The sequence below is a fragment of the Sandaracinus amylolyticus genome (assembly GCF_000737325.1).
GTDB classification, from domain to species: domain Bacteria; phylum Myxococcota_A; class Polyangia; order Polyangiales; family Sandaracinaceae; genus Sandaracinus; species Sandaracinus amylolyticus.
This window is the reverse complement of sequence record NZ_CP011125.1, coordinates 1,766,953-1,784,922: the sequence shown is the minus strand read 5'-3', so window position 1 is coordinate 1,784,922 and position 17,970 is coordinate 1,766,953. Positions and strand designations below refer to the sequence as shown.

The window sequence follows — 17,970 nt, the reverse complement described above, 5'->3', positions numbered from 1 at the left end:
GCGGACCTCGGCGCCGCCGAAGCAGGGCGGCGCGAAGACGATGACGCTCGCGATCAACGGGCACTCGTACGCGCTCGATCTGGACGTGCGCACGACGCTGCTCGACGCGCTGCGCGAGCACCTGCACCTCACGGGCACGAAGAAGGGGTGCGACCACGGGCAGTGCGGCGCGTGCACGGTGCTCGTGAACGGCCGGCGCATCAACTCGTGCCTGACGCTCGCGGTGATGCACGAGGGCGACGCGATCACGACGATCGAAGGGCTCGGATCGCCGGAGTCGTTGCACCCGATGCAGCGCGCCTTCCTCGAGCACGACGGGTTCCAGTGCGGCTATTGCACGCCGGGACAGATCTGCTCCGCGGTCGCGATGCTCGACGAGGCGCGCGCGGGCTGGCCGAGCCACGCCACCGAGGACGTCGCGGCGCCGCGCGTCGCGCTGAGCGACGCCGAGATCCGCGAGCGCATGAGCGGCAACGTCTGTCGCTGCGCGGCGTATCCGAACATCGTCGCCGCGATCCGCAGCGTCGCGGGCGGAGGCGAGCGGTGAGGGCGCTGACCTACGAGCGCGCGAGCGACCCCGTGCGCGCGGCGGCCGCGGGCGCGACGGCGGGCGCGAAGCTCATCTGCGGCGGGACGAACCTGCTCGATCTGATGAAGCTCGGGATCGAGCAGCCGTCGCACCTCGTCGACGTGAGCCGGCTGCCGCTGAAGGACATCGAGGCGACGGCCGATGGTGGCCTGCGCATCGGCGCGCTCGCCGACAACGCGACGCTCGCCGCCGACGTGCGGCTGCGCGAGCGCTACGGCGCGGTCTCGCAGGCGCTGCTCGCGGGCGCGTCGGCGCAGCTCCGCAACAAGGCGTCGACCGCGGGGAACCTGCTGCAGCGCACGCGGTGCCTCTACTTCTACGACACGCTCGCGCGCTGCAACAAGCGCAGCCCGGGCCAAGGATGCGCGGCGCTCGGCGGCATCAACCGCAATCACGCGATCCTCGGCGCGAGCGACGCGTGCATCGCGACGCATCCGTCGGACATGGCGGTCGCGATGATCGCGCTCGACGCGAGCGTCGAGATGATCGACGCGCGCGGCGCGACGCGCACGGTGTCGATCCACGATCTCTATCTCGAGCCGGGATCGACGCCGCACATCGAGACCGTGGTGCGCCCGGGGGAGCTGATCACCGCGGTGGTGATGCCCCCGCCGCCGCGAGGGCGACAGCTCTATCGCAAAGTGCGCGATCGTGCGTCGTACGAGTTCGCGCTCGTGTCCGTCGCCGCGATCGTGTCGGTCGAGAACGGGACGATCGACTCGGCGCGCGTCGCGTTCGGCGGCGTCGCGCACAAGCCGTGGCGCGCGCTCGAGGCGGAGGCCGTGCTGCGCGGTCGGCCGGCGACGATCGACACGTATCGCGCGGCGGCGGACGCCGCGCTCGCGCGCGCCGTGGGCCGCGGGCACAACGACTTCAAGATCGAGCTCGCGAAGCGCACGCTGATCGCGACGCTCGATCACGCCGCGCGGGGGCTCGCATGATCGGCGCGCCGCTGAGCCGCGTCGAAGGGCCGCTCAAGGTCTCGGGGCGCGCGACGTACGGCTACGAGGACTGGAGCTTCGGGCCGACGCTCTACGGCTTCGTGGTCGAGGCGACGATCGCGCGCGGGCGCATCACCAGCATCGACACGTCGGTCGCCGAGCGCGCGCCCGGCGTGCGCCGGGTGCTCACGCATCGCGACGCGCCGCCCCAGGGCGAGCCCGACCCGAGCGCGTCGTCGTACGCGCGGGCGATGCCGGTGCTCAAGGACACCGAGATCCGCGCGTTCGCGCAGCCGGTCGCGCTCGTCGTCGCGAGGACGTTCGAGGACGCGCGCGCCGCGGCGCGGCTGGTCCGCATCACGTACGAGATCACGCCGGGCGAGTACGAGCTCGACGAGCCGGGCGCGCCCGAGATCGAGCAGAAGAGCGTGAACGCGGGGTACTCCGCCGACTCGTCGATCGGGGATCTCGACGGCGCGCTCGCGAGCGCGCCCGTGGTGCTCGATCGCGTCTACACGACGCCGTACGCGTTCAGCCTGCCGATGGAGACCCACGCGTGCATCGCCGCGTGGGACGGCGACACGGTGATCGCCCACTGCAGCACGCAGATCGTGGCCGACGCGCGGCAGCGCATCGCGTCCACGTTGCGCCTGGATCCCGAGAAGGTGCGCGTGCTCTCGCGCTACGTCGGCGGCGGCTTCGGCTCGAAGCTCGGCGTGAGCGTCGAGACGATCCTCGCGGTGATGGCTGCGCGGATCGTCGGCGAGCCGGTGAAGGTCACGCTGACGCGACAGCAGATGTTCCACCTCACCGGCCACCGCCCCGCGTCACGGCAGCGCGTGCGGCTCGGGGCGTCGCGCGACGGGCGGCTCCACGCGTTCGGGCACGACGCCGTGCAGAAGCAGACCCGCGGCAGCGACTACGTCGAGCAGACCGCGACCGCGGGGCGCAGCCTGTACGCCGCGCCGAACCGCAGGACCACGCATCGCTCGATCGCGCTCGATCTGCCGGTCGCGGGCGACGTGCGAGCGCCCGGCGAGGCGCCCGGCCTCTTCGCCATCGAGTCGGCGATGGACGAGCTCGCGTACACGCTCGACGTGGATCCGATCGCGCTGCGGATCGCGAACGAGCCGACGATCCACCCCGAGCTGAACATCCCGTACAGCGATCGCCGCATGGTCGAGTGCATGCGCGAGGGCGCGCGACGCTTCGACTGGAATCGTCGCGCGAGGATCCCGGCGAGCACGCGCGATGGACGCTGGCTCGTGGGGCTCGGCATGGCCGCGGCGATCCGGCCGCACTACCAGAGCGAGAGCCACGTGCGCGTCCGCGTCGAGCCCGACGGCACGGTGCGCGTGCAGTGCGACATGACGGACATCGGGACCGGCACGTACACGGTCCTCGCGCAGACCGCGAGCGAGGCGCTGGGCGTCCCCGTCGATCGCGTGCGCGTCGAGCTCGGCGACTCGGCGCTGCCGCGCACCGCGGGCTCGGGCGGATCGTGGGGCGCGACGAACTCGTGCACGGCGCTGCTGCGCGCGTGCAGGACGCTCCGCGAGAAGCTCGGCGCGCCTTCGGGCGACGTGCGCGCGCACGTCGGCGCGAGCGCCGTGGACGCGATCGGGAGCGTGCCGGAGCAGACCGAGGAGCCGAGCTTCAGCAAGAGCTCGATCGCGAGCTACGGCGCGCACTTCGCGGAGATCGGCGTCGACGTGGACACCGGTGAGGTCCGCCTGCGCCGCATGCTCGGCGTGTTCGACGTCGGGCGCGTGTTCAACGCGAAGACCGCGCGCTCGCAGCTGATCGGCGGGATGATCTGGGGCGTCTCGATGGCGCTGCACGAAGAGGGGCTCGTCGATCCGCGCGTGGGCGCGTTCGTGAACCGCGACTTCGCGCAGTACCTCGTGCCGGTGCACGCGGACATCCCCGCCGTCGACGCGATCATCCTCGATGGTTTCGACGGCGCGGCGAACGAGCTCGGCGCGAAGGGCGTCGGCGAGGTCGGCAATTGCGGCGCGTCCGCGGCGATCGCGAACGCGGTCTACAGCGCGACCGGCGTTCGGGTGCGCGACCTGCCGATCACGATCGAGAAGCTCCTGCCGCACCTGCCGGCGCGATCGTGAACGAGCTCGAGCGGATCGTCGCCGAGGCGTCGCGCATCGACGGCGCGCCTCGGCTGCTCGCGACCGTGGTGCGCGTGCGCGGCTCGTCGTACCGGCGGCCCGGCGCCCGCATGCTCGTCGCGGGCGATCGATGGGTGTCGGGGTGCGTGAGCGGCGGCTGCCTCGAGGGCGACGTGATGCTGCGCGGATGGCATCGCTGTCGAGGCGGACCGGTCGTGGTCACGTACGACTCGACGAGCGACGAAGGAGCGCCGTGGGGCGTCGGGCTCGGCTGCGACGGAGTCGTCGACGTGCTGCTCGAGCCCGGCGACACGAACGACGCGCTCACGTTCGCGCGCGCGTGCTTCGCCGCGGAGACCAGCGGCGTGCTGGTGACGGTGATCGGCGGCGCGAGCGTCGGCGCGCGCGTCGCGATCGGCCCCGAGATCACGCTCGCGCGGCCGGTCGACGATCCCGCGTTGCGCGCGGCGCTGGTGCGCGCGGCGAGCGGTCCACCGGGCGTCGTCGAGGTCGGTGACGTGACCGCGCTCGTCGAGGTGATCGCGCCCTCGCCGCAGCTCTTCGTGCTCGGCAGCGGGCACGACGTGACGCCGATCGTCACGGCCGCGCAGAGCGCGGGGTTTCGCGTGACCGTGGCCGATCGCGCGATCCGCGAGCGCTCGCGCTTGCTAGCCGCCGACCACGTGATCGCGACCGGTGGTGATCTCACCGAGCTCGCGTCGCGCATCGACGCTGCGCGCGAGGCGTACGTCGTGATCATGCACCACCAGGTCGACGCCGATCGCGCAGCGCTCGCGATGTCGCTGCGATCGCGCGCTCGCTACGTCGGGCTGCTCGGGCCCGCACGGCGGACGCGCGCGCTGCTCACCGCGATCGGCGCCGAGCACGACGCGCGCGTGCATGCGCCGGTGGGCCTCGACATCGGGGCGGAGACGCCGGAGCAGATCGCGCTCGCGGTCGTCGCGGAGATGTGCGCGGTCGCGCGGGGACGGCGCGGCGGAATGCTGCGCGAGCGCGCGCGGGCGATGCACCAGGAGGTCGCGTTCGTGGTGCTCGCAGCGGGCGGGTCGACGCGGCTCGGACGTCCGAAGCAGCTCGTCGAGCTCGCGGGCGTGCCGCTGGTGCGCCGGGTCGCGCAGACGTGCCTCGCGGTCGGCGGTGGGCCGGTCGGCGTGGTGCTCGGCGCGAGCAGCGACACCGTCGCCGGCGCCCTCGATGGGCTGCGCCTCGCGAGGATCGAGAACGACGGATGGCGCGAGGGGATCGCGAGCTCGATCCGCGCGGCAGTGGCGTGGGCGCAGGCGCGCGCGTGCGGTGCGCTGACGATCGTGCTCGCGGACCAGCCGCGGATCGCGAGCTCGCACCTGATCGCGCTCCGCGACGCGTGGGCGCGCGGCGCGCCGATCGCCGCGACGCGCTGGCGCGACGATGCGCGCGACATCGTGGGCGCGCCCGCGATCTTCGATCGCGCGCGATGGGACGCGCTCTGCGCGCTCACCGGCGATCGCGGCGCGGGCGCGCTGCTCCGCGCCGAGGACGTGATCGCGATCGACTGCGCGGACGCCGCGCTCGACGTGGACACGCCCGACGACGTGTGCGCACTGCTCGGCGCGTGACGGGTGCGATACGCTCTCGCGCGTCATGACGAGCCAGCTCGACGCCACCCTCCTCTCTCGCGCCGAAGATGCAGCCCGCGCGATCGCTCCGCTCGCTGCGCGCATCGAAGCGGAGCGACAGCTGCCGCCCGAAGCGATCGACGCGCTGGTGCGCGCGGGCGCGCTGAAGCTGCTCGTCCCGCGCGCGCACGGGGGCGCGGAAGCGAGCGCCGAGACGTTCCTCGCCGTCGTCGAGACGATCGCGCGCGCCGACGGATCGGCGGGCTGGTGCACGATGATCGCGGGCGGCTCGGGGCTGATGTCGATGTTCCTCGCGCCCGACGTCGCGCGCGAGATCTACGCGCCCGACGACGCGATCACGTGCGGCGTGGTGGCGCCGATGGGCCGCGCGGCGCGGGTCGAGCACGGCTATCGCGTGAGCGGCCGGTGGCCCTTCGGCAGCGCGTCGAAGCACGCGCAGTGGATCATGGGTGGGACGATCGCGGAAGGAGACGCGCCGCTCCCGAGCGGCGCGCCCGACATCCGCAGCGTGCTCTTCCGCGCGAGCGACGTGCAGATCCTCGACACGTGGGACGTGAGCGGTCTGCGCGGCACCGGGAGCCACGACTTCGCGGTGAAGGACGTGGTCGTGCCGGCCGAGCGCACGTTCTCGCTGATCACGACGAAGCGCACGCACGAAGGGCCGCTCGCACGGCTGCCGTTCTTCGGCACGCTCGCGGCGGGCGTGGCCGCGGTGTCGCTCGGCATCGGTCGCGCCGCGATCGACGCGCTGATCGCGCTCGCGACGAAGAAGTCGCCGCTCGGCGCGAAGCAGACGATCGCGCACCGCGAGACGGTGCAGCTCGAGGTCGCGCGCATCGAGTCGCGGCTGCGCGGAGCGCGCGCGTTCTTGTTCGACGCGCTGGGCGAAGCAGGGCGCGAGATCGCGCGCGACGGCGAGGCGACGGTGCGCACGCGCGCGCTGCTGCGCGCGGCGGCGTGTCATGCCGCGAGCGAGAGCGCGCGCGTGGTGACGAGCGCGTACGAGCTCGGCGGGGGCACGTCGATCTACGCATCGAGCCCGCTGCAGCGTCACCTGCGCGACGTGCACACCGCGTCGCAGCACCTGATGGTCGCGCAGCCGACCGCGACGACCGCAGGCCGCGTGCTCCTCGGCCTCGAGACCGACACGGCGACGCTGTGAGCACGAGCGACGCGGTGGGCACGTGGGCTCCGCCCGACCTGCGCGGCAAGGTCTGCGTCGTCACCGGCGCGAGCCGCGGCGTCGGCAAGGGCATCGCGCTCGGTCTCGGCGAAGCGGGCGCGACGGTCTACGTCACCGGTCGCACCGAGCACGCCGGCGCGCTGCCCGGCACGATCGGCGAGACCGCGGACGCGGTGCGCGCGCTCGGCGGCGTGGGGATCGCGGTGCGCTGCGATCACGCGAACGACGACGAGGTCGAGGCGCTCTTCGCCCGCGTCGACGCGGAGCAGGGCCGCATCGACGTGCTCGTGAACAACGCGTTCGCCATCCCGGAAGGCGAGCTCACCGCCCCGTTCTGGCAGCTGCCGATCGCGCAGTGGGACGTCATGCATCGCGTCGGGCTGCGCTCGCACTACGTCGCGGCGTGGCACGCGGCGCAGCGCATGGTGCCGGCGCGTCGCGGGCTGATCGTGAACGTCTCGTCGTTCGGCGCGAAGATCCAGGCGGTCAACGTCGCGTACGGCGTGGGCAAGGCGGGCGTCGATCGCATGTCGCGCGACATGGGCCGCGAGCTCGCGCCGCAGGGCGTGACCGCGGTGTCGATCTGGCCCGGGATCGTGAAGACCGAGCGCTTGTTGCTCGAGCCCGAGCGGCTCGGGTTCGATCCGAGCAAGGGCGAGTCGCCGCACTTCAGCGGGCGCGCGGTCGCGTGCCTGGCGGCCGATCCGCGCGCGATCGAGCGCGCCGGAGAAGCGCTCGTCGTCGCCGAGATGGGCGAGCACTACGGCTTCCCCGACGTCGACGGCTCACGCCCGCGCTCGATGCGGCGAGACCGAGCGAGATGATCGAGTAAGGTTCGCGCCACGCATGCCGAAGTTCGCATCGATCGACGTGGGCTCGAACGCGTCGCGGCTCCTCATCGTGCAGGCCGATGCGCCTGGGCGCTTCACGACCGTGCTGCAGTCGCGCATGCCGGTGCGCCTGGGCCACTCGGTGTTCGTCACGGGCAAGCTCGATCCCGAGTCGGTCGACGAGCTCGTGCGCGCGATGCGCACGTTCAAGACCACGATGGAGAGCGAGAGCGTCGAGGCGTATCGCGCGGTGGTGACCGCGTCGGCGCGCGACGCCGAGAACGCCGAGGACATGCTGCATCGAGTCGCCGAGACGGGCGTCGAGCTCGAGGCGATCGACGGCACGGAGGAAGCGCGCCTCGTGAAGCTCGCGGTCGAGCAGCGCGTGCCGCTCGGCGACAAGCGCGCGCTGCTCTGCGATCTCGGCGGCGGGAGCCTCGAGCTGTCCGAGGTGAACCACGACGAGGTGCGCTTCTCGACGAGCCTGCAGATCGGCACGGTGCGCCTGCTCGAGTCGTTCCTCGACGACGGCAAGCCGGTCACGAAGGCGCAGGAGCGGCTCCTCGGCGAGTACCTCGATCGCATGCTGCAGCCGGTGCGCGAGAGCTTCCTCAAGCGCAGCTACGACGTGGTCGCGGGCACGGGCGGGAACTTCGAGACGATCGCGGAGCTGTGCCCGATGGCGGGCGCGCCGCTGCCGACGATCGACGTGCGGAAGGCGCGCGCGCTGCTCGCGAAGATCTCGAAGATGAAGGCGACCGATCGCCGCAAGGAGTACGGGCTGCGCCCCGATCGCGCCGACGTGATCGTGCCCGCGCTCTACGTGCTGGTGACGATCGCGGACCTCGCGCGCACCGACACGATCGTGGCACCCGGCGTGGGCCTCAAGGAAGGCATCGTCGCGGAGCTGGTGCACAAGCACTTCCGCGTCTGGGACTACAAGGTCGACGAGAGCCAGGCGGCGCGCGCCGCGGTGCAGCTCGGACGTCGCTATCACTTCGACGAGCCGCACGCGACGCAGGTGGATCGCCTCGCGACGCAGCTCTTCGATCGGCTCCGCGCGCTGCACAAGCTCGACGATCACGACCGCGTGCTCTTGCGCGTCGCGGCGTTGGTGCACGACATCGGCGACTTCGTGCACTTCGCGGCGCACCACAAGCACACGCAGTACATCGTCGAGCACAGCGACGTGATGGGCCTGTCGCCCGAGCACCGCGTCGTGGTCGGCTGCATCGCGCGTTATCACCGCCGCGCGCCGCCGAGCCCGAAGCACGCTGCGTTCGCGTCGCTGGGCCCCGAGGATCGACGGCGAGTACGGAAGCTGTCGTCGATCCTCCGGCTCGCGGATGCGCTCGACCGCGGGCACCGGAGCAAGGTGCACCAGCTCGACGTCGAGGTCGGCGCACAAGAGGTCGTGATCCGCGCGAGCGGCAGAGAAGATCTGTCGCTCGAGGCGTGGACCGTCGCGCGGAAGGCCGGGCTCTTCGAGCAGACCTTCCGCAGGACGGTGCAGGTGATCGTCGACGCGGGCGACGACGCGAGCGTCTCGGCGCGCGCGTGAGGATCACTCCGACGGCACGTCGCAGACGCCGTACTGCGCGCTGAGATAGCCGGGCACCGCGATGCAGTCGTGCGCGGGGTTCGTGCAGTCGGCGTCGCCCATCGCGGTGCGACAGACGCGCAGGCACGAGAACGGACCTGCGCCGAGGCAGATCGTGCCCGGCGCGCACGCGTTGTTCGCGACGCACGCGCCGCCCTCGGGCGTGGTGCCCGCGACGAAGCAGCCGACGGTCTCGGGCGCAGGGCCGGGATAACAGGCGCGACCGGCAGCACAGCCGGCGTTCGGCGCGAGCGTGCACGCGTCGGCGGGCGCGCAGTGGCCGATGTTCGGCGCCTCGGCGAGCTGCACGCAGGCCTGGCCGCTGGGGCAGTCGAGCGCGGCGCCGGGACAGCAATACTGACGGCAGGTGCCGGCGCGACAGGTGAGCCCGGGCGCGCACTCGTCCGCGAACTCGCACGGATCGCCATCGGTGCCGGGCACGAACACGAGCTCGCAGCGCGTCGCAGCGACGCCGCTCACCTCCGCGTAGTAGCAGGCGTGATCGGACGGACAGTCCTGCAGCGCGACGTCGCACGCGCCACCGCCGGCCGCGCAGAGCCTCGCGCCGGCATCGCCGCCCGCGTCGCTCGTGTCGGCGTCGGGCTCGCCGGCATCGACATCGCCCGCATCGAGCTCGCCCGCATCCGTCGATCCGGCATCGGCCTCGCCGGCATCGATGGCGCCGCCGTCGATCCCGGAGTCGCGTGCGCCCGCATCGAGCGCGCCCCCGGCATCGAGCTGGCCCGCGTCCACGTCCACGCGCGCGTCGTCGTCACCGCACGCCGCGAGCACCAGCACCAGCGAGAGCACGACCGCTCGTCCCACGATTCGTCCGTCCACGGTCGCCGCCTCCACAGCTCGAGCGCGCGACCCGCGCCTCGGAGCGGCCGCGAGCCTATGCGACCTCGCGTCACATCGGCAACGCGCCGCCTAACGAGCGCGTCCGGATGCACCGCCCCGCGACCGCTGAATCGAGACCATCACCGCGCGCACACGCGCGAAGCGCGGTCTACATCGCGAGCGTCCGACCCGCGCGAACGCGCGGATCGGTCGCTCGGCGCGCCACACGCCGAAGCCTCAGCCCCCGACCAGCGCCTTGTGCGCGCCCGTCTGATCGGGACGCGGCGAGTACTGCGACTGGCTCGCGTACTGCGCCTCTTCGCGGCGCATCTCTTCCATCAGCTCGCCGACCTCGGGGCGTCCCTTGAGGTGGCTCATCAGCAGCGCCGAGCAGTCCGTGAACGTCTTCTCGTACGCGAGCGCTTCGCGCACCCGCGTCGCGATGCGATCACGCCCCGCCGCGAGATCGTTCTCGAGCGCATCGCCGTAGCGCGCCAGCTGCGCGCGCAGCTCGTCGATCTGCCTGCGCAGATCGCCCGCGCTCTTCTCCTTGTGGAGCGCGCGACGCTCGTGGTCCTGCAGCACCTCCGAGAGCACCTCGGCGCGCGCACGGTTCGCCGTCGCTTCCTCGAACACGCCGCGCCACGTCCGCAGATCACCCGCCGCGCGCTCGAGCTCGAGCGCCTGCGCGTTCGCGCGCTCCCACGCACGACGCGCCTCGTCGAGCTTCGTCTTCACGCGCGACAGACGCTCGCGCTCCGCGGCCGCGTCGCGCAGCGTGCGCGACTCCTCCTCCGCGAGCTCCTCGACCTTGCGTCCGATCTCCGCGCGCAGCGCCCTGCCCCGCCGCTCGATCGCGTCCAGCTTGCGCTGGTGCGACGCGAGCTCGCCCTCGAGCTTGCTCGCGCGCGCCGAGACCTCCCAGAGCTGATCGACCGCGGTCTGCAGGTCGTCGGGCACGCGCCCGTTCGGATACGCACGCGCGACCATGCGCGAGAAGTACGCCGCGCGGCGCGACCACTCCACGACACCGGGGCTCGGCGCGGGCGGCGGCGGAGGCGGCTGCGCGGGCGCGGCGGCCTGGCCCTCCTGCTGCTGCACCTCCCACGTGTTCGGGAGCGTGCGCTGGAGCGCCTTCAGCTCTTCCTGCAGATGGTGGCCGTCGCGGAACCGACGACGCGGATCTTTCTCGAGCAGCTTGAGGATGATCGCCTCGGCGGCCTCCGGCAGATCCTTCGCGAGCGTGCGCGGGCGCGGCGGCGGCGCGGTGCGCTGCATCTCGAGCAGCGTGTCGCGATCGTTGCTGCGGAACGGGAGCTGACCCGTCGTCATCTCGAAGAACAAGATGCCGAGCGCGTAGAGATCGCTCACCGGCGCCGCGTCGTCTCCGCGCGCCTGCTCGGGCGACATGTACTCGGGCGTGCCGAACACCGCGCCCTTCGGGGCGAGGCGCGGATCCCGCGCGAGCGCCGCGAGACCGAAGTCGAGGATCTTCACGAAGTCGCGACGACCGCCGCGCGTCGTGAGCATGATGTTGTCGCTCTTCAGATCGCGATGGACGACGCCGAGGTCGTGCGCACGCGCGAGCGCCGCGCACATCTGCTCGAGGATGTCGACCGCGCGCGCGAGCTGCATCGGGCCCTTCGCGATCTCGCTCGAGAGCGCGCTGCCGACGAGGTACTCCATCACGAGGTAGAGCTCGCTCTCCTCGGTCTCGCCGACGTCGTGGATCTCGACGATGTGCGCGTGATCGACGCGGTTCGCGGCGCGCGCCTCGCGCAGCATCCACGCGCGCAGGTGGGTCTCGCTGCGCAGGTCGGGCCGGATGAGCTTCAGCGCGACCACCCGATCGATGAGGACGTGACGGGCTCGATAGACGACGCCCATGCCCCCTTCGCCGAGCAAGGCCTCGAGCCGGTAACGCCCGGCCACGACCTTCCCGAGATAGCTGTCCTTCGCCGAGCGATTGGCCGAGGTGCGCGTGGTTCCCATGGGGACCTGGCTCCGGGGTTCGAAGGGGCCGAAAACCGAACCGAGCAGCGATGATAACGCCAGTCCTCCGGGGACAGTCAGAGTTTCCGTATCGCCTCTGGCCGAACCGGGGACGTCTCCCATCGTACACCACTGGTGAACAATTGCGGATCGATCGCGACAAAGTGCAGAGTTCGTACACTTATCCTGTTGTCCGGAGCGGCCGCTCCCGTATCCTGGGTGCGAGCTTCGGCCGGGCGTGCGCCTACGCGTCGCCCCGGGTCTTCACCCGAACGGCCAGCGCTCAGGGCCACGAGCAGGAGGCGTGATGAGGGCTCGGACGCTCGGTCCGTATCGCATCGAGCGACGTCTCGCGACCGGCGGGATGGCCGAGGTGTTCGTGGCCCAGCGGCTCGGTCCTCACGGCTTCCAGAAGCGCGTCGCGCTGAAGTGCATCCTGCCGCAGCACGCGCGCGACCCCGACTTCGTCGCGATGTTCATCGACGAGGCGCGCCTCGCGGCGCAGCTCGAGCACCCGTCGATCGTGCAGGTGTTCGACTTCGGCGAGGCCGACGGCGCGCTCTTCCTCGCGATGGAGTTCGTCGACGGGACGAACGTGAACCGCCTCTTGCGCGCGGTCGCCGCGAACCGCGAGGTGGTGCCGATCTCGGCCGCGCTGCACATCGCGGCAGAGGCTGCGCGTGCGCTCGCCTATGCGCACCACCTGTGCGACGAGTCGGGCAAGCCGCTCACGATCGTGCATCGCGACGTGAGCCCCGCGAACCTGCTGCTGACCAAGCGCGGCCACGTGAAGGTCGCGGACTTCGGGATCGCGCGCTGCGCGCAGAGCGATCACCGCACCGACGACGGGCACGTGCGCGGCAAGCTCGGGTACATGTCGCCCGAGCAGGTGAGCGGGCTCGACATCGACGGGCGCAGCGACGTCTTCACGCTCGGCACGGTGCTCGCGGAGATGTTGATCGGCGAGCCGCTCTTCGGCAGCGGGACCGATCTCGACGTGCTGCTGCGCATCCGCAACGCGGATCTCGGCGTGCTCGATCGCAAGGGACGCGCGGTGCCGCAGGACGTGCGCGCGGTGCTCTGCGCGGCGCTCGCGCGACATCCCGACGATCGCCCGGAAGCAGGCGCGCTCGCGGAGGCGCTCGAGGATCTGATGCGCCGTCGTGGCAGCGCGGGGCGCGGCGCGCGCGAGCTCGCGCGGCTGCTGCACCGGCTCGATCTCGTCGCGAAGACGCCGCAGGACGAGGCCGCGCACGAGCCCGGCGCGAGGCCGACCGCGTACGTCGATCCGAACGGCGGCGCGCGCACCGGCGCGACGGTCGAGACGCCGCTCGCGACGCGCGACATGCTCGGCAAGCTCGTGCTCGAGACGCCGAGCGCGTGGGAAGTGCGGCTCGCCGACGGGCACACGCTCGGGCCGCTCACGTTCCCCGAGCTCGTGCGGCGCATCGTGTCGGGCGAGGTCGACGATCGCGCGCTGGTGAAGCGCGACGCCGGACAGCTGGTGCCGAGCGGCGAGGTGCCGGAGCTGCAGCGTTACCTCGGCTCGTCCGCGCTGCGGTGGAACCCCGCGGAGATCCGCGACGCCGACCGTCGCGGGCTCGTGATGCCCGGCGCCGTGCTCTCGCTGGTGCACCGCATCACGTCGGATCGCGAGACGGGCGTGCTGCACCTGTGGGACGGGCAGCGGCGCAAGAAGGTGTACTTCGTCGACGGCAAGCCCGACTTCGTCGCGTCGACGGTGAAGAAGGAGATGCTCGGCGAGTACCTCGTGCAGCGCGGCGTGTGCCTCCGCATGGAGGTCGACATGGCGCTCGCGCTGCTGCCGCGGTACGGCGGGCGCCTCGGCGATGCGCTCGTCGGGCTCGGCGTGCTGCGGCCCGTCGAGCTCTACCGCGCGATCTCGGGGCAGGTGCGCGAGCGCTACCTCGAGATCTTCCGGTGGCGCAACGGGCAGTGGGCGTTCCGCGCGGGCGTGCGATCGGAAGAAGAGACGTTCCCGCTCGAGCAGGGCGCGCACGAGCTGCTGCGCGACGCGGCGCTCGCGGCGGACACCTCGGAGATCGAGGCCGCGCTCTCCGACGTGCGCGAGCGCGTGCTCTCGCGCGAGTCGCGCCCACCCGCGCCGCCGAGCGCGTACGGGCTCCCCGAGCCGTGGCTGCGGCTGCTCGACGTGCGCGGCGACATGACGCTCGGGAGCATCGTCGCGCGCGAGACCGCGAGCGGCGGCGACGTCGAAGACGTGTACCGCGCCTTCTACCTCGGTCTATCCTGCCGGTTGGTGAAGGCCGCCTGAGCGCCTTCTCCGTACGGAGCGGACCGGGAGGACGTATTGAGAGGTGGATCGCGCAGGGCGCGCGGGCGCGCGCTCGTGCTGCGTATCGCTCTCTGCTGTGTGAGCGCGATCGTCGTGGCGGTGTGGCTCGGTGCGTGCGCGGGTCCAGCGCGCAGCGCCACGTCGACGGCCCTCGAGCGCGGCTCGCTCGTCGAGGCGCTCGACGAGTACGACCGCATGCGGCAGCTCGACGGTCCCGATCGCGAGCTGCTCGGGCGAATCGCGGCGCTGCTGCTCGAGCAGGAGGCGGGCGGCGCGGATCGCGAGCTGCGACGGCAGGCGATCCAGGAGCTCGCGGGCTCGGGCACCGCGGGCGAGCCGGTGCTGCAGCGCATCGCGCACGGCGATGGAGCTTCGCGCGTGATCGCGCTCGAGGCGCTCGCGCGGCGGGGCGACGATCGTGCGGCGCTCGAGCTGCGATCGTTCGCGGACGACGAGGACGCGGACGCGCGCGCGGCGTCGGTGCTCGGGATGGATCCGGAGGAGGATCGCGACGCGCTGCTCGAGGCGATCCGCTGGCCGAACGCGCGCGCGAGAGAGAACGCGGCGTCGAAGCTCGCGGCGCTGGTGCCCGACGGAGAGGCGCGCGCGGCGCTCGAGGAGACGAGCCGCGTCGATCCCGAGCCCGCGGTGCGCGGGGCGGCGGTGCGCGCGCTCGGGGGGTACGGACCGCCTGCGCTGGTCGCGCTGCGCGAGCGCCTGTCGGATCCGGTGCCGAGCGTGCGCATGGCCGCGGTCGACGCGCTGATCCGCGCCGATCGTGATCAGGCGTGGGCTGCGCTGGGATCGCTCTTCGAGACGCCGCCGAGCTCGCAGGGGATCGAGGCCGCGCGCCTGATGCTGGTGCGCGCGCGACAGGGCGACGAGGATCGCGGGGCGCGCGCGTACTTGCTCTCGGCGCTGCGCGCGGGCGAGCCCTCGCTGCGCGCGCAAGCAGGCGTCGCGCTGGTCTCGCTCGAGCCGAGCGACGATCTCCGTCGGGTGCTGAGCGAGGCGCTCGGACGCGAGGACGATCCCGGCGCGAAGCTCTCGATCGCGCGCGCGCTGCTGCAGCAGGAAGGCGCGGAGGACGAGGCGCGCGGCGCGCTGCGAGGGCTGATGCAGAGCGGGCTCGAGATGAGCGCGCTGCAGGCTGCGGGCGTGCTCGCGGAGCGCGGTGACGACGAGGCGAAGGCGATCTTGGCGGCGTTCCTGCGGCGTCCGGATCCCATGCTCCGACGTGCAGCGGCGCGCGCGCTCGCGCGCGATGCGATGCGCCCCGACGACGCGCGGAGCGCGATGCGCGATCACGACGCGCAGGTGCGGATCGGCGCGGCGGGCGCGATCCTCGCAGCGTCGAACGAGGACGCGTGAGGTAGAGTCGAGGACGGCATGTACAAGCACATCCTCGCTGCCACCGACTTCTCGGATCTCGGCGATCGCGCGCTGCAGAAGGCGTCGGAGCTCGCGATCCGGCTCGATGCGAAGCTGACCTTCGTGCACGTGATGGTCTCCGAGGAGAGCGCGAGCCCGATGTACGCGCAGCACGAGGTGCGCGCGCACGTGAAGCGGCTCGGCGAGCGGCTCCCGCAGCACAAGGACGTGCAGGTGGAGCTCGAGGTGCGCGTCGGCGATGCGCCCACCGAGATCCTCGCGGCGGCCGAGGCACACGACGCGGATCTGATCGTGATCGCGACGCGCGGCGAGCGCGGCTTCGCGGAGTGGCTGCTCGGGTCGACCGCGGAGCGCGTGGTGCGGAACGCGCGCCGCGACGTGCTGATCGTCACCTGAGCCGCGGCGGGGCCAGCGTCGGCATGCGCGCGTCGAGCTCGCGCGTGAGCGCGTCGACGATCGCGTCCGCGTCGAGGCCGAGCTCGTCGTCGCTGGGGCGCGGAGGAGGCGGCGCGGGCGCGTCGGGCGTGGGGACGCGGCGGATGCGCGCCGCGCGCGGCGGTGCGTCTTCGGGCGTGGGGCGCGGGGGCTCGCCGGGCCCGCTCGCGTCGACCCAGCGCGTGGCGCGCGTGCGCACGTCGAGGTGGAGGAACCCGCCCGCGGGATAGAGCCCGACGCCGGTGCGATCGAAGCGCGAGACGAGCTCGTGAACGGCGTCGAGGCTCGCGCCGCTCACGCGCAGGTCGAGCGCGAGGCCGTGCAGATGACGGCTCCCGGGGCGCGCATCGGGACGATCACCGGAGACGATCTCGATCGCGTGGCCGGGGAAGCGATCGGCGATGACGCGCAGGCGCTCGAGCAGGCCGGGATGGAGGCGGCGGATCGAAGGTGCGACCCATGTGGGATCGCTCGCGTGCGCGACGAGCGTCGCGGGATCGGGCAGCGGCGCGCCGGGCGGGCGCGCGAGGACGCTGAGCGCGACGAGGCTCTCGGGGTGAGGGCGACCGTCGCAGTCGAGGAGCACGAGCGAGCGTCGCTCGCTGCCGCGCACGAACGTGACGGGCGCAGCGCACGCAGAGGGCGCAGGAGGAAGCGCAGCAGGCTGGGGCGTGCGCGGAGGAGGCGGCGGCGTGATCGCGACGCGCGGCTCGGGCGTGCGCGGAGGAGGCGGCGGCGTGATCGCGATGCGCGGAGGAGGCGGCGGCGTGGGCGGCGTCGCCGCGGCGCGCGCGCACGCGCTCTCGCTCATCCCGACCGGGCACACCGGACGCGCGACGAGCGGCGCGCGCTCGCTCGGCGCCGCGTAGATGACGGTCACGTCGGCGCGCGCGATGGACGGCAACGCGAGCGCGACGAAGAGCGCGATCGAGCGGACGCGGAGCATCGGGCGAATGGTCCCGTGCCGGCGCGCGCGCGATCCAGAAAACGGATCTAATCCGGCGCGCGGCGGAGCACCCGATCGAGCGCTTCGATGATCCACGGCACGGCGTCGGACACGCCGGGGACGTGCGCGGTCGGGAAGCGCTCGAGCTCGTCGATCCACGACGCGGGCAGGCCGTGCTCGCGCGCGCCGCGCACGATCAGATCGCGATAGCGGCGCGAGGGTCGCAGGCCGTGCGTCGGGCTGCGGGTCACGTAGAGGAACGCGGGCATCACGCCTTCGCGCGCGTGCACCTCGCGCTCCACGCGCGCGTAGCCCGCCGCTTCGAGTCGATCGAGGCGCTCCATGTCGTCGTCGCGCAGCACGTGCAGCACGCCGTGCACCGTGGCGCCCGGCTGCGGGAGCACGCTCGCGAACGCGGGCTCGATCAGCGGGATGCCGCGCTGCACGAACGCGAGTCGATGGTCGCGCAGCGACGCGGGCTCGCTCGAGATCGGATCGATGCGGCGCCGTCGCACCAGCACGTCGCGGCACGTGTTCGCACCGAACGCGAAGTACGCGACGCTCATCGTGCCAGCGCGTCGAACGACGCGAAGGGGAACGTCTCGAGCACGTCGACCGCCTCTTCGGGGACGCTCGCGGGCGTGATCGTGAGCGCGACGACGAAGCGCTCCGCGATCACCACCTGCGCCTCGCTCGTCGAGGTGCCGGGCGTCCACGACGCGAGCGCGGGCCGTCCCGCGATGCCGGTCGGGACGAGCTCGTCGGGCGCGCTCGGATCGGAGGGCATCGGGATGCGCTGCGCGGCAGCGAACCCGGCGACGAGATCGGGCGCGCGCTGCGCGTCGACGACCCGCACCGTCGCGCGGCGCTCTCCGTCGGCGTACTGCGCGCTCACGCGCGTGGTCGGCGTCACTCCGAGCTCGACGTGCGGCTCGGGCGTGCCGGTCGCCTCGAACGCGCCGAGCCGCTGCGGCAGCGCCGACGCGAGCGCGCTCGCCGCGACGAGCCCTGCGGGCGTGCCCGGCGCGCTCGGCGCGGTGCGCTCGGGAGCGGGCGCCGGCTCAGCGTCGCGCGACGTTTCGCACGCGAGCGAGAGCGCGGTGAGCGAGACCAGGAACGCGGTGCGGGAGCGCACGGCGCGAGCG

General features: G+C 72.9%; 15 protein-coding genes. 10 read left to right on the top strand and 5 right to left on the bottom strand.

Translation table 11 applies throughout. The annotated features are described in order from the left end of the window. The first annotated feature begins 40 nt into the window (after nt 1-40). Genes DB32_RS07480 through DB32_RS07450 form a run of 7 tightly spaced genes read left to right on the top strand, consistent with a single transcriptional unit; the run spans nt 41 to nt 8,864 of the window. Nucleotides 41-547 carry a 2Fe-2S iron-sulfur cluster-binding protein gene (locus tag DB32_RS07480; protein WP_420820936.1) on the top strand — a complete coding sequence of 169 codons (507 nt, stop codon included), beginning with the start codon at nt 41-43 and terminating at the stop codon, nt 545-547. Next, complete coding sequence (locus DB32_RS07475) at nt 544-1,530, top strand: FAD binding domain-containing protein (RefSeq protein ID WP_053231731.1); 987 nt, start codon at nt 544-546, stop codon at nt 1,528-1,530. The genes DB32_RS07480 and DB32_RS07475 overlap by 4 nt, the downstream gene beginning before the upstream one ends. Then, a complete protein-coding gene (locus DB32_RS07470) occupies nt 1,527-3,653 on the top strand; it encodes a xanthine dehydrogenase family protein molybdopterin-binding subunit (RefSeq protein ID WP_053231730.1) in 2,127 nt (708 codons plus the stop codon). The genes DB32_RS07475 and DB32_RS07470 overlap by 4 nt, the downstream gene beginning before the upstream one ends. Next, nucleotides 3,650-5,269 (top strand): XdhC family protein, encoded by a 1,620-nt coding sequence (locus DB32_RS07465; protein WP_053231729.1) that lies wholly within the window; start codon nt 3,650-3,652, stop codon nt 5,267-5,269. The genes DB32_RS07470 and DB32_RS07465 overlap by 4 nt, the downstream gene beginning before the upstream one ends. A 25-nt stretch (nt 5,270-5,294) precedes the next feature. After that, nucleotides 5,295-6,452, top strand: coding sequence for an acyl-CoA dehydrogenase family protein (locus tag DB32_RS07460; RefSeq protein ID WP_053231728.1), 1,158 nt, complete (start codon nt 5,295-5,297; stop codon nt 6,450-6,452). Further along, nucleotides 6,449-7,297, top strand: coding sequence for an SDR family NAD(P)-dependent oxidoreductase (locus tag DB32_RS07455; protein ID WP_205627032.1), 849 nt, complete (start codon nt 6,449-6,451; stop codon nt 7,295-7,297). Before DB32_RS07460 ends, DB32_RS07455 begins: the two co-directional genes overlap by 4 nt. Before the next feature lie 22 nt (nt 7,298-7,319). Beyond that, a complete protein-coding gene (locus DB32_RS07450; protein WP_053231727.1) occupies nt 7,320-8,864 on the top strand; it encodes a Ppx/GppA phosphatase family protein in 1,545 nt (514 codons plus the stop codon). Nucleotides 8,865-8,867: 3 nt separating this feature from the next. Here the strand turns inward: DB32_RS07450 and DB32_RS07445 are convergent, their stop codons facing one another. After that, a complete protein-coding gene (locus DB32_RS07445; protein ID WP_157068819.1) occupies nt 8,868-9,728 on the bottom strand; it encodes a hypothetical protein in 861 nt (286 codons plus the stop codon). A 252-nt stretch (nt 9,729-9,980) separates the two neighbouring features. After that, entirely contained in the window at nt 9,981-11,735 is a 1,755-nt protein-coding gene (locus DB32_RS07440; RefSeq protein WP_053231725.1) for a serine/threonine-protein kinase, read from the bottom strand. Nucleotides 11,736-12,042: 307 nt separating this feature from the next. Between DB32_RS07440 and DB32_RS07435 the strand changes: the two genes are divergently transcribed. The 3 genes from DB32_RS07435 (at nt 12,043) to DB32_RS07425 (ending at nt 15,840) form a co-directional block, all read left to right on the top strand. Next, the gene (locus DB32_RS07435) at nt 12,043-14,031 is read left to right on the top strand and encodes a serine/threonine protein kinase (protein ID WP_053231724.1); all 1,989 of its coding nucleotides are present in this window, start codon (nt 12,043-12,045) and stop codon (nt 14,029-14,031) included. Between the two features lie 99 nt (nt 14,032-14,130). Continuing rightward, nucleotides 14,131-15,423, top strand: a complete 1,293-nt coding sequence (locus DB32_RS07430) for a HEAT repeat domain-containing protein (RefSeq protein ID WP_053231723.1) — start codon at nt 14,131-14,133, stop codon at nt 15,421-15,423. An 18-nt stretch (nt 15,424-15,441) separates the two neighbouring features. Further along, nucleotides 15,442-15,840: a universal stress protein gene (locus DB32_RS07425; protein ID WP_053231722.1), complete on the top strand. Its 399-nt coding sequence runs from the start codon at nt 15,442-15,444 to the stop codon at nt 15,838-15,840. Here DB32_RS07425 and DB32_RS07420 read toward each other — a convergent pair. From DB32_RS07420 to DB32_RS07410, 3 genes are read right to left on the bottom strand one after another with little or no spacing between them, the layout of a single operon-like run. Continuing rightward, nucleotides 15,833-16,825, bottom strand: a complete 993-nt coding sequence (locus DB32_RS07420; protein WP_053231721.1) for a peptidoglycan L,D-endopeptidase MepK — start codon at nt 16,823-16,825, stop codon at nt 15,833-15,835. The genes DB32_RS07425 and DB32_RS07420 overlap by 8 nt on opposite strands. 47 nt (nt 16,826-16,872) lie before the next feature. Then, nucleotides 16,873-17,391: a gamma-glutamylcyclotransferase family protein gene (locus DB32_RS07415; protein ID WP_053231720.1), complete on the bottom strand. Its 519-nt coding sequence runs from the start codon at nt 17,389-17,391 to the stop codon at nt 16,873-16,875. After that, nucleotides 17,388-17,960 carry a hypothetical protein gene (locus DB32_RS07410; RefSeq protein ID WP_053231719.1) on the bottom strand — a complete coding sequence of 191 codons (573 nt, stop codon included), beginning with the start codon at nt 17,958-17,960 and terminating at the stop codon, nt 17,388-17,390. Before DB32_RS07410 ends, DB32_RS07415 begins: the two co-directional genes overlap by 4 nt. Between the last annotated feature and the right edge of the window lie 10 nt (nt 17,961-17,970).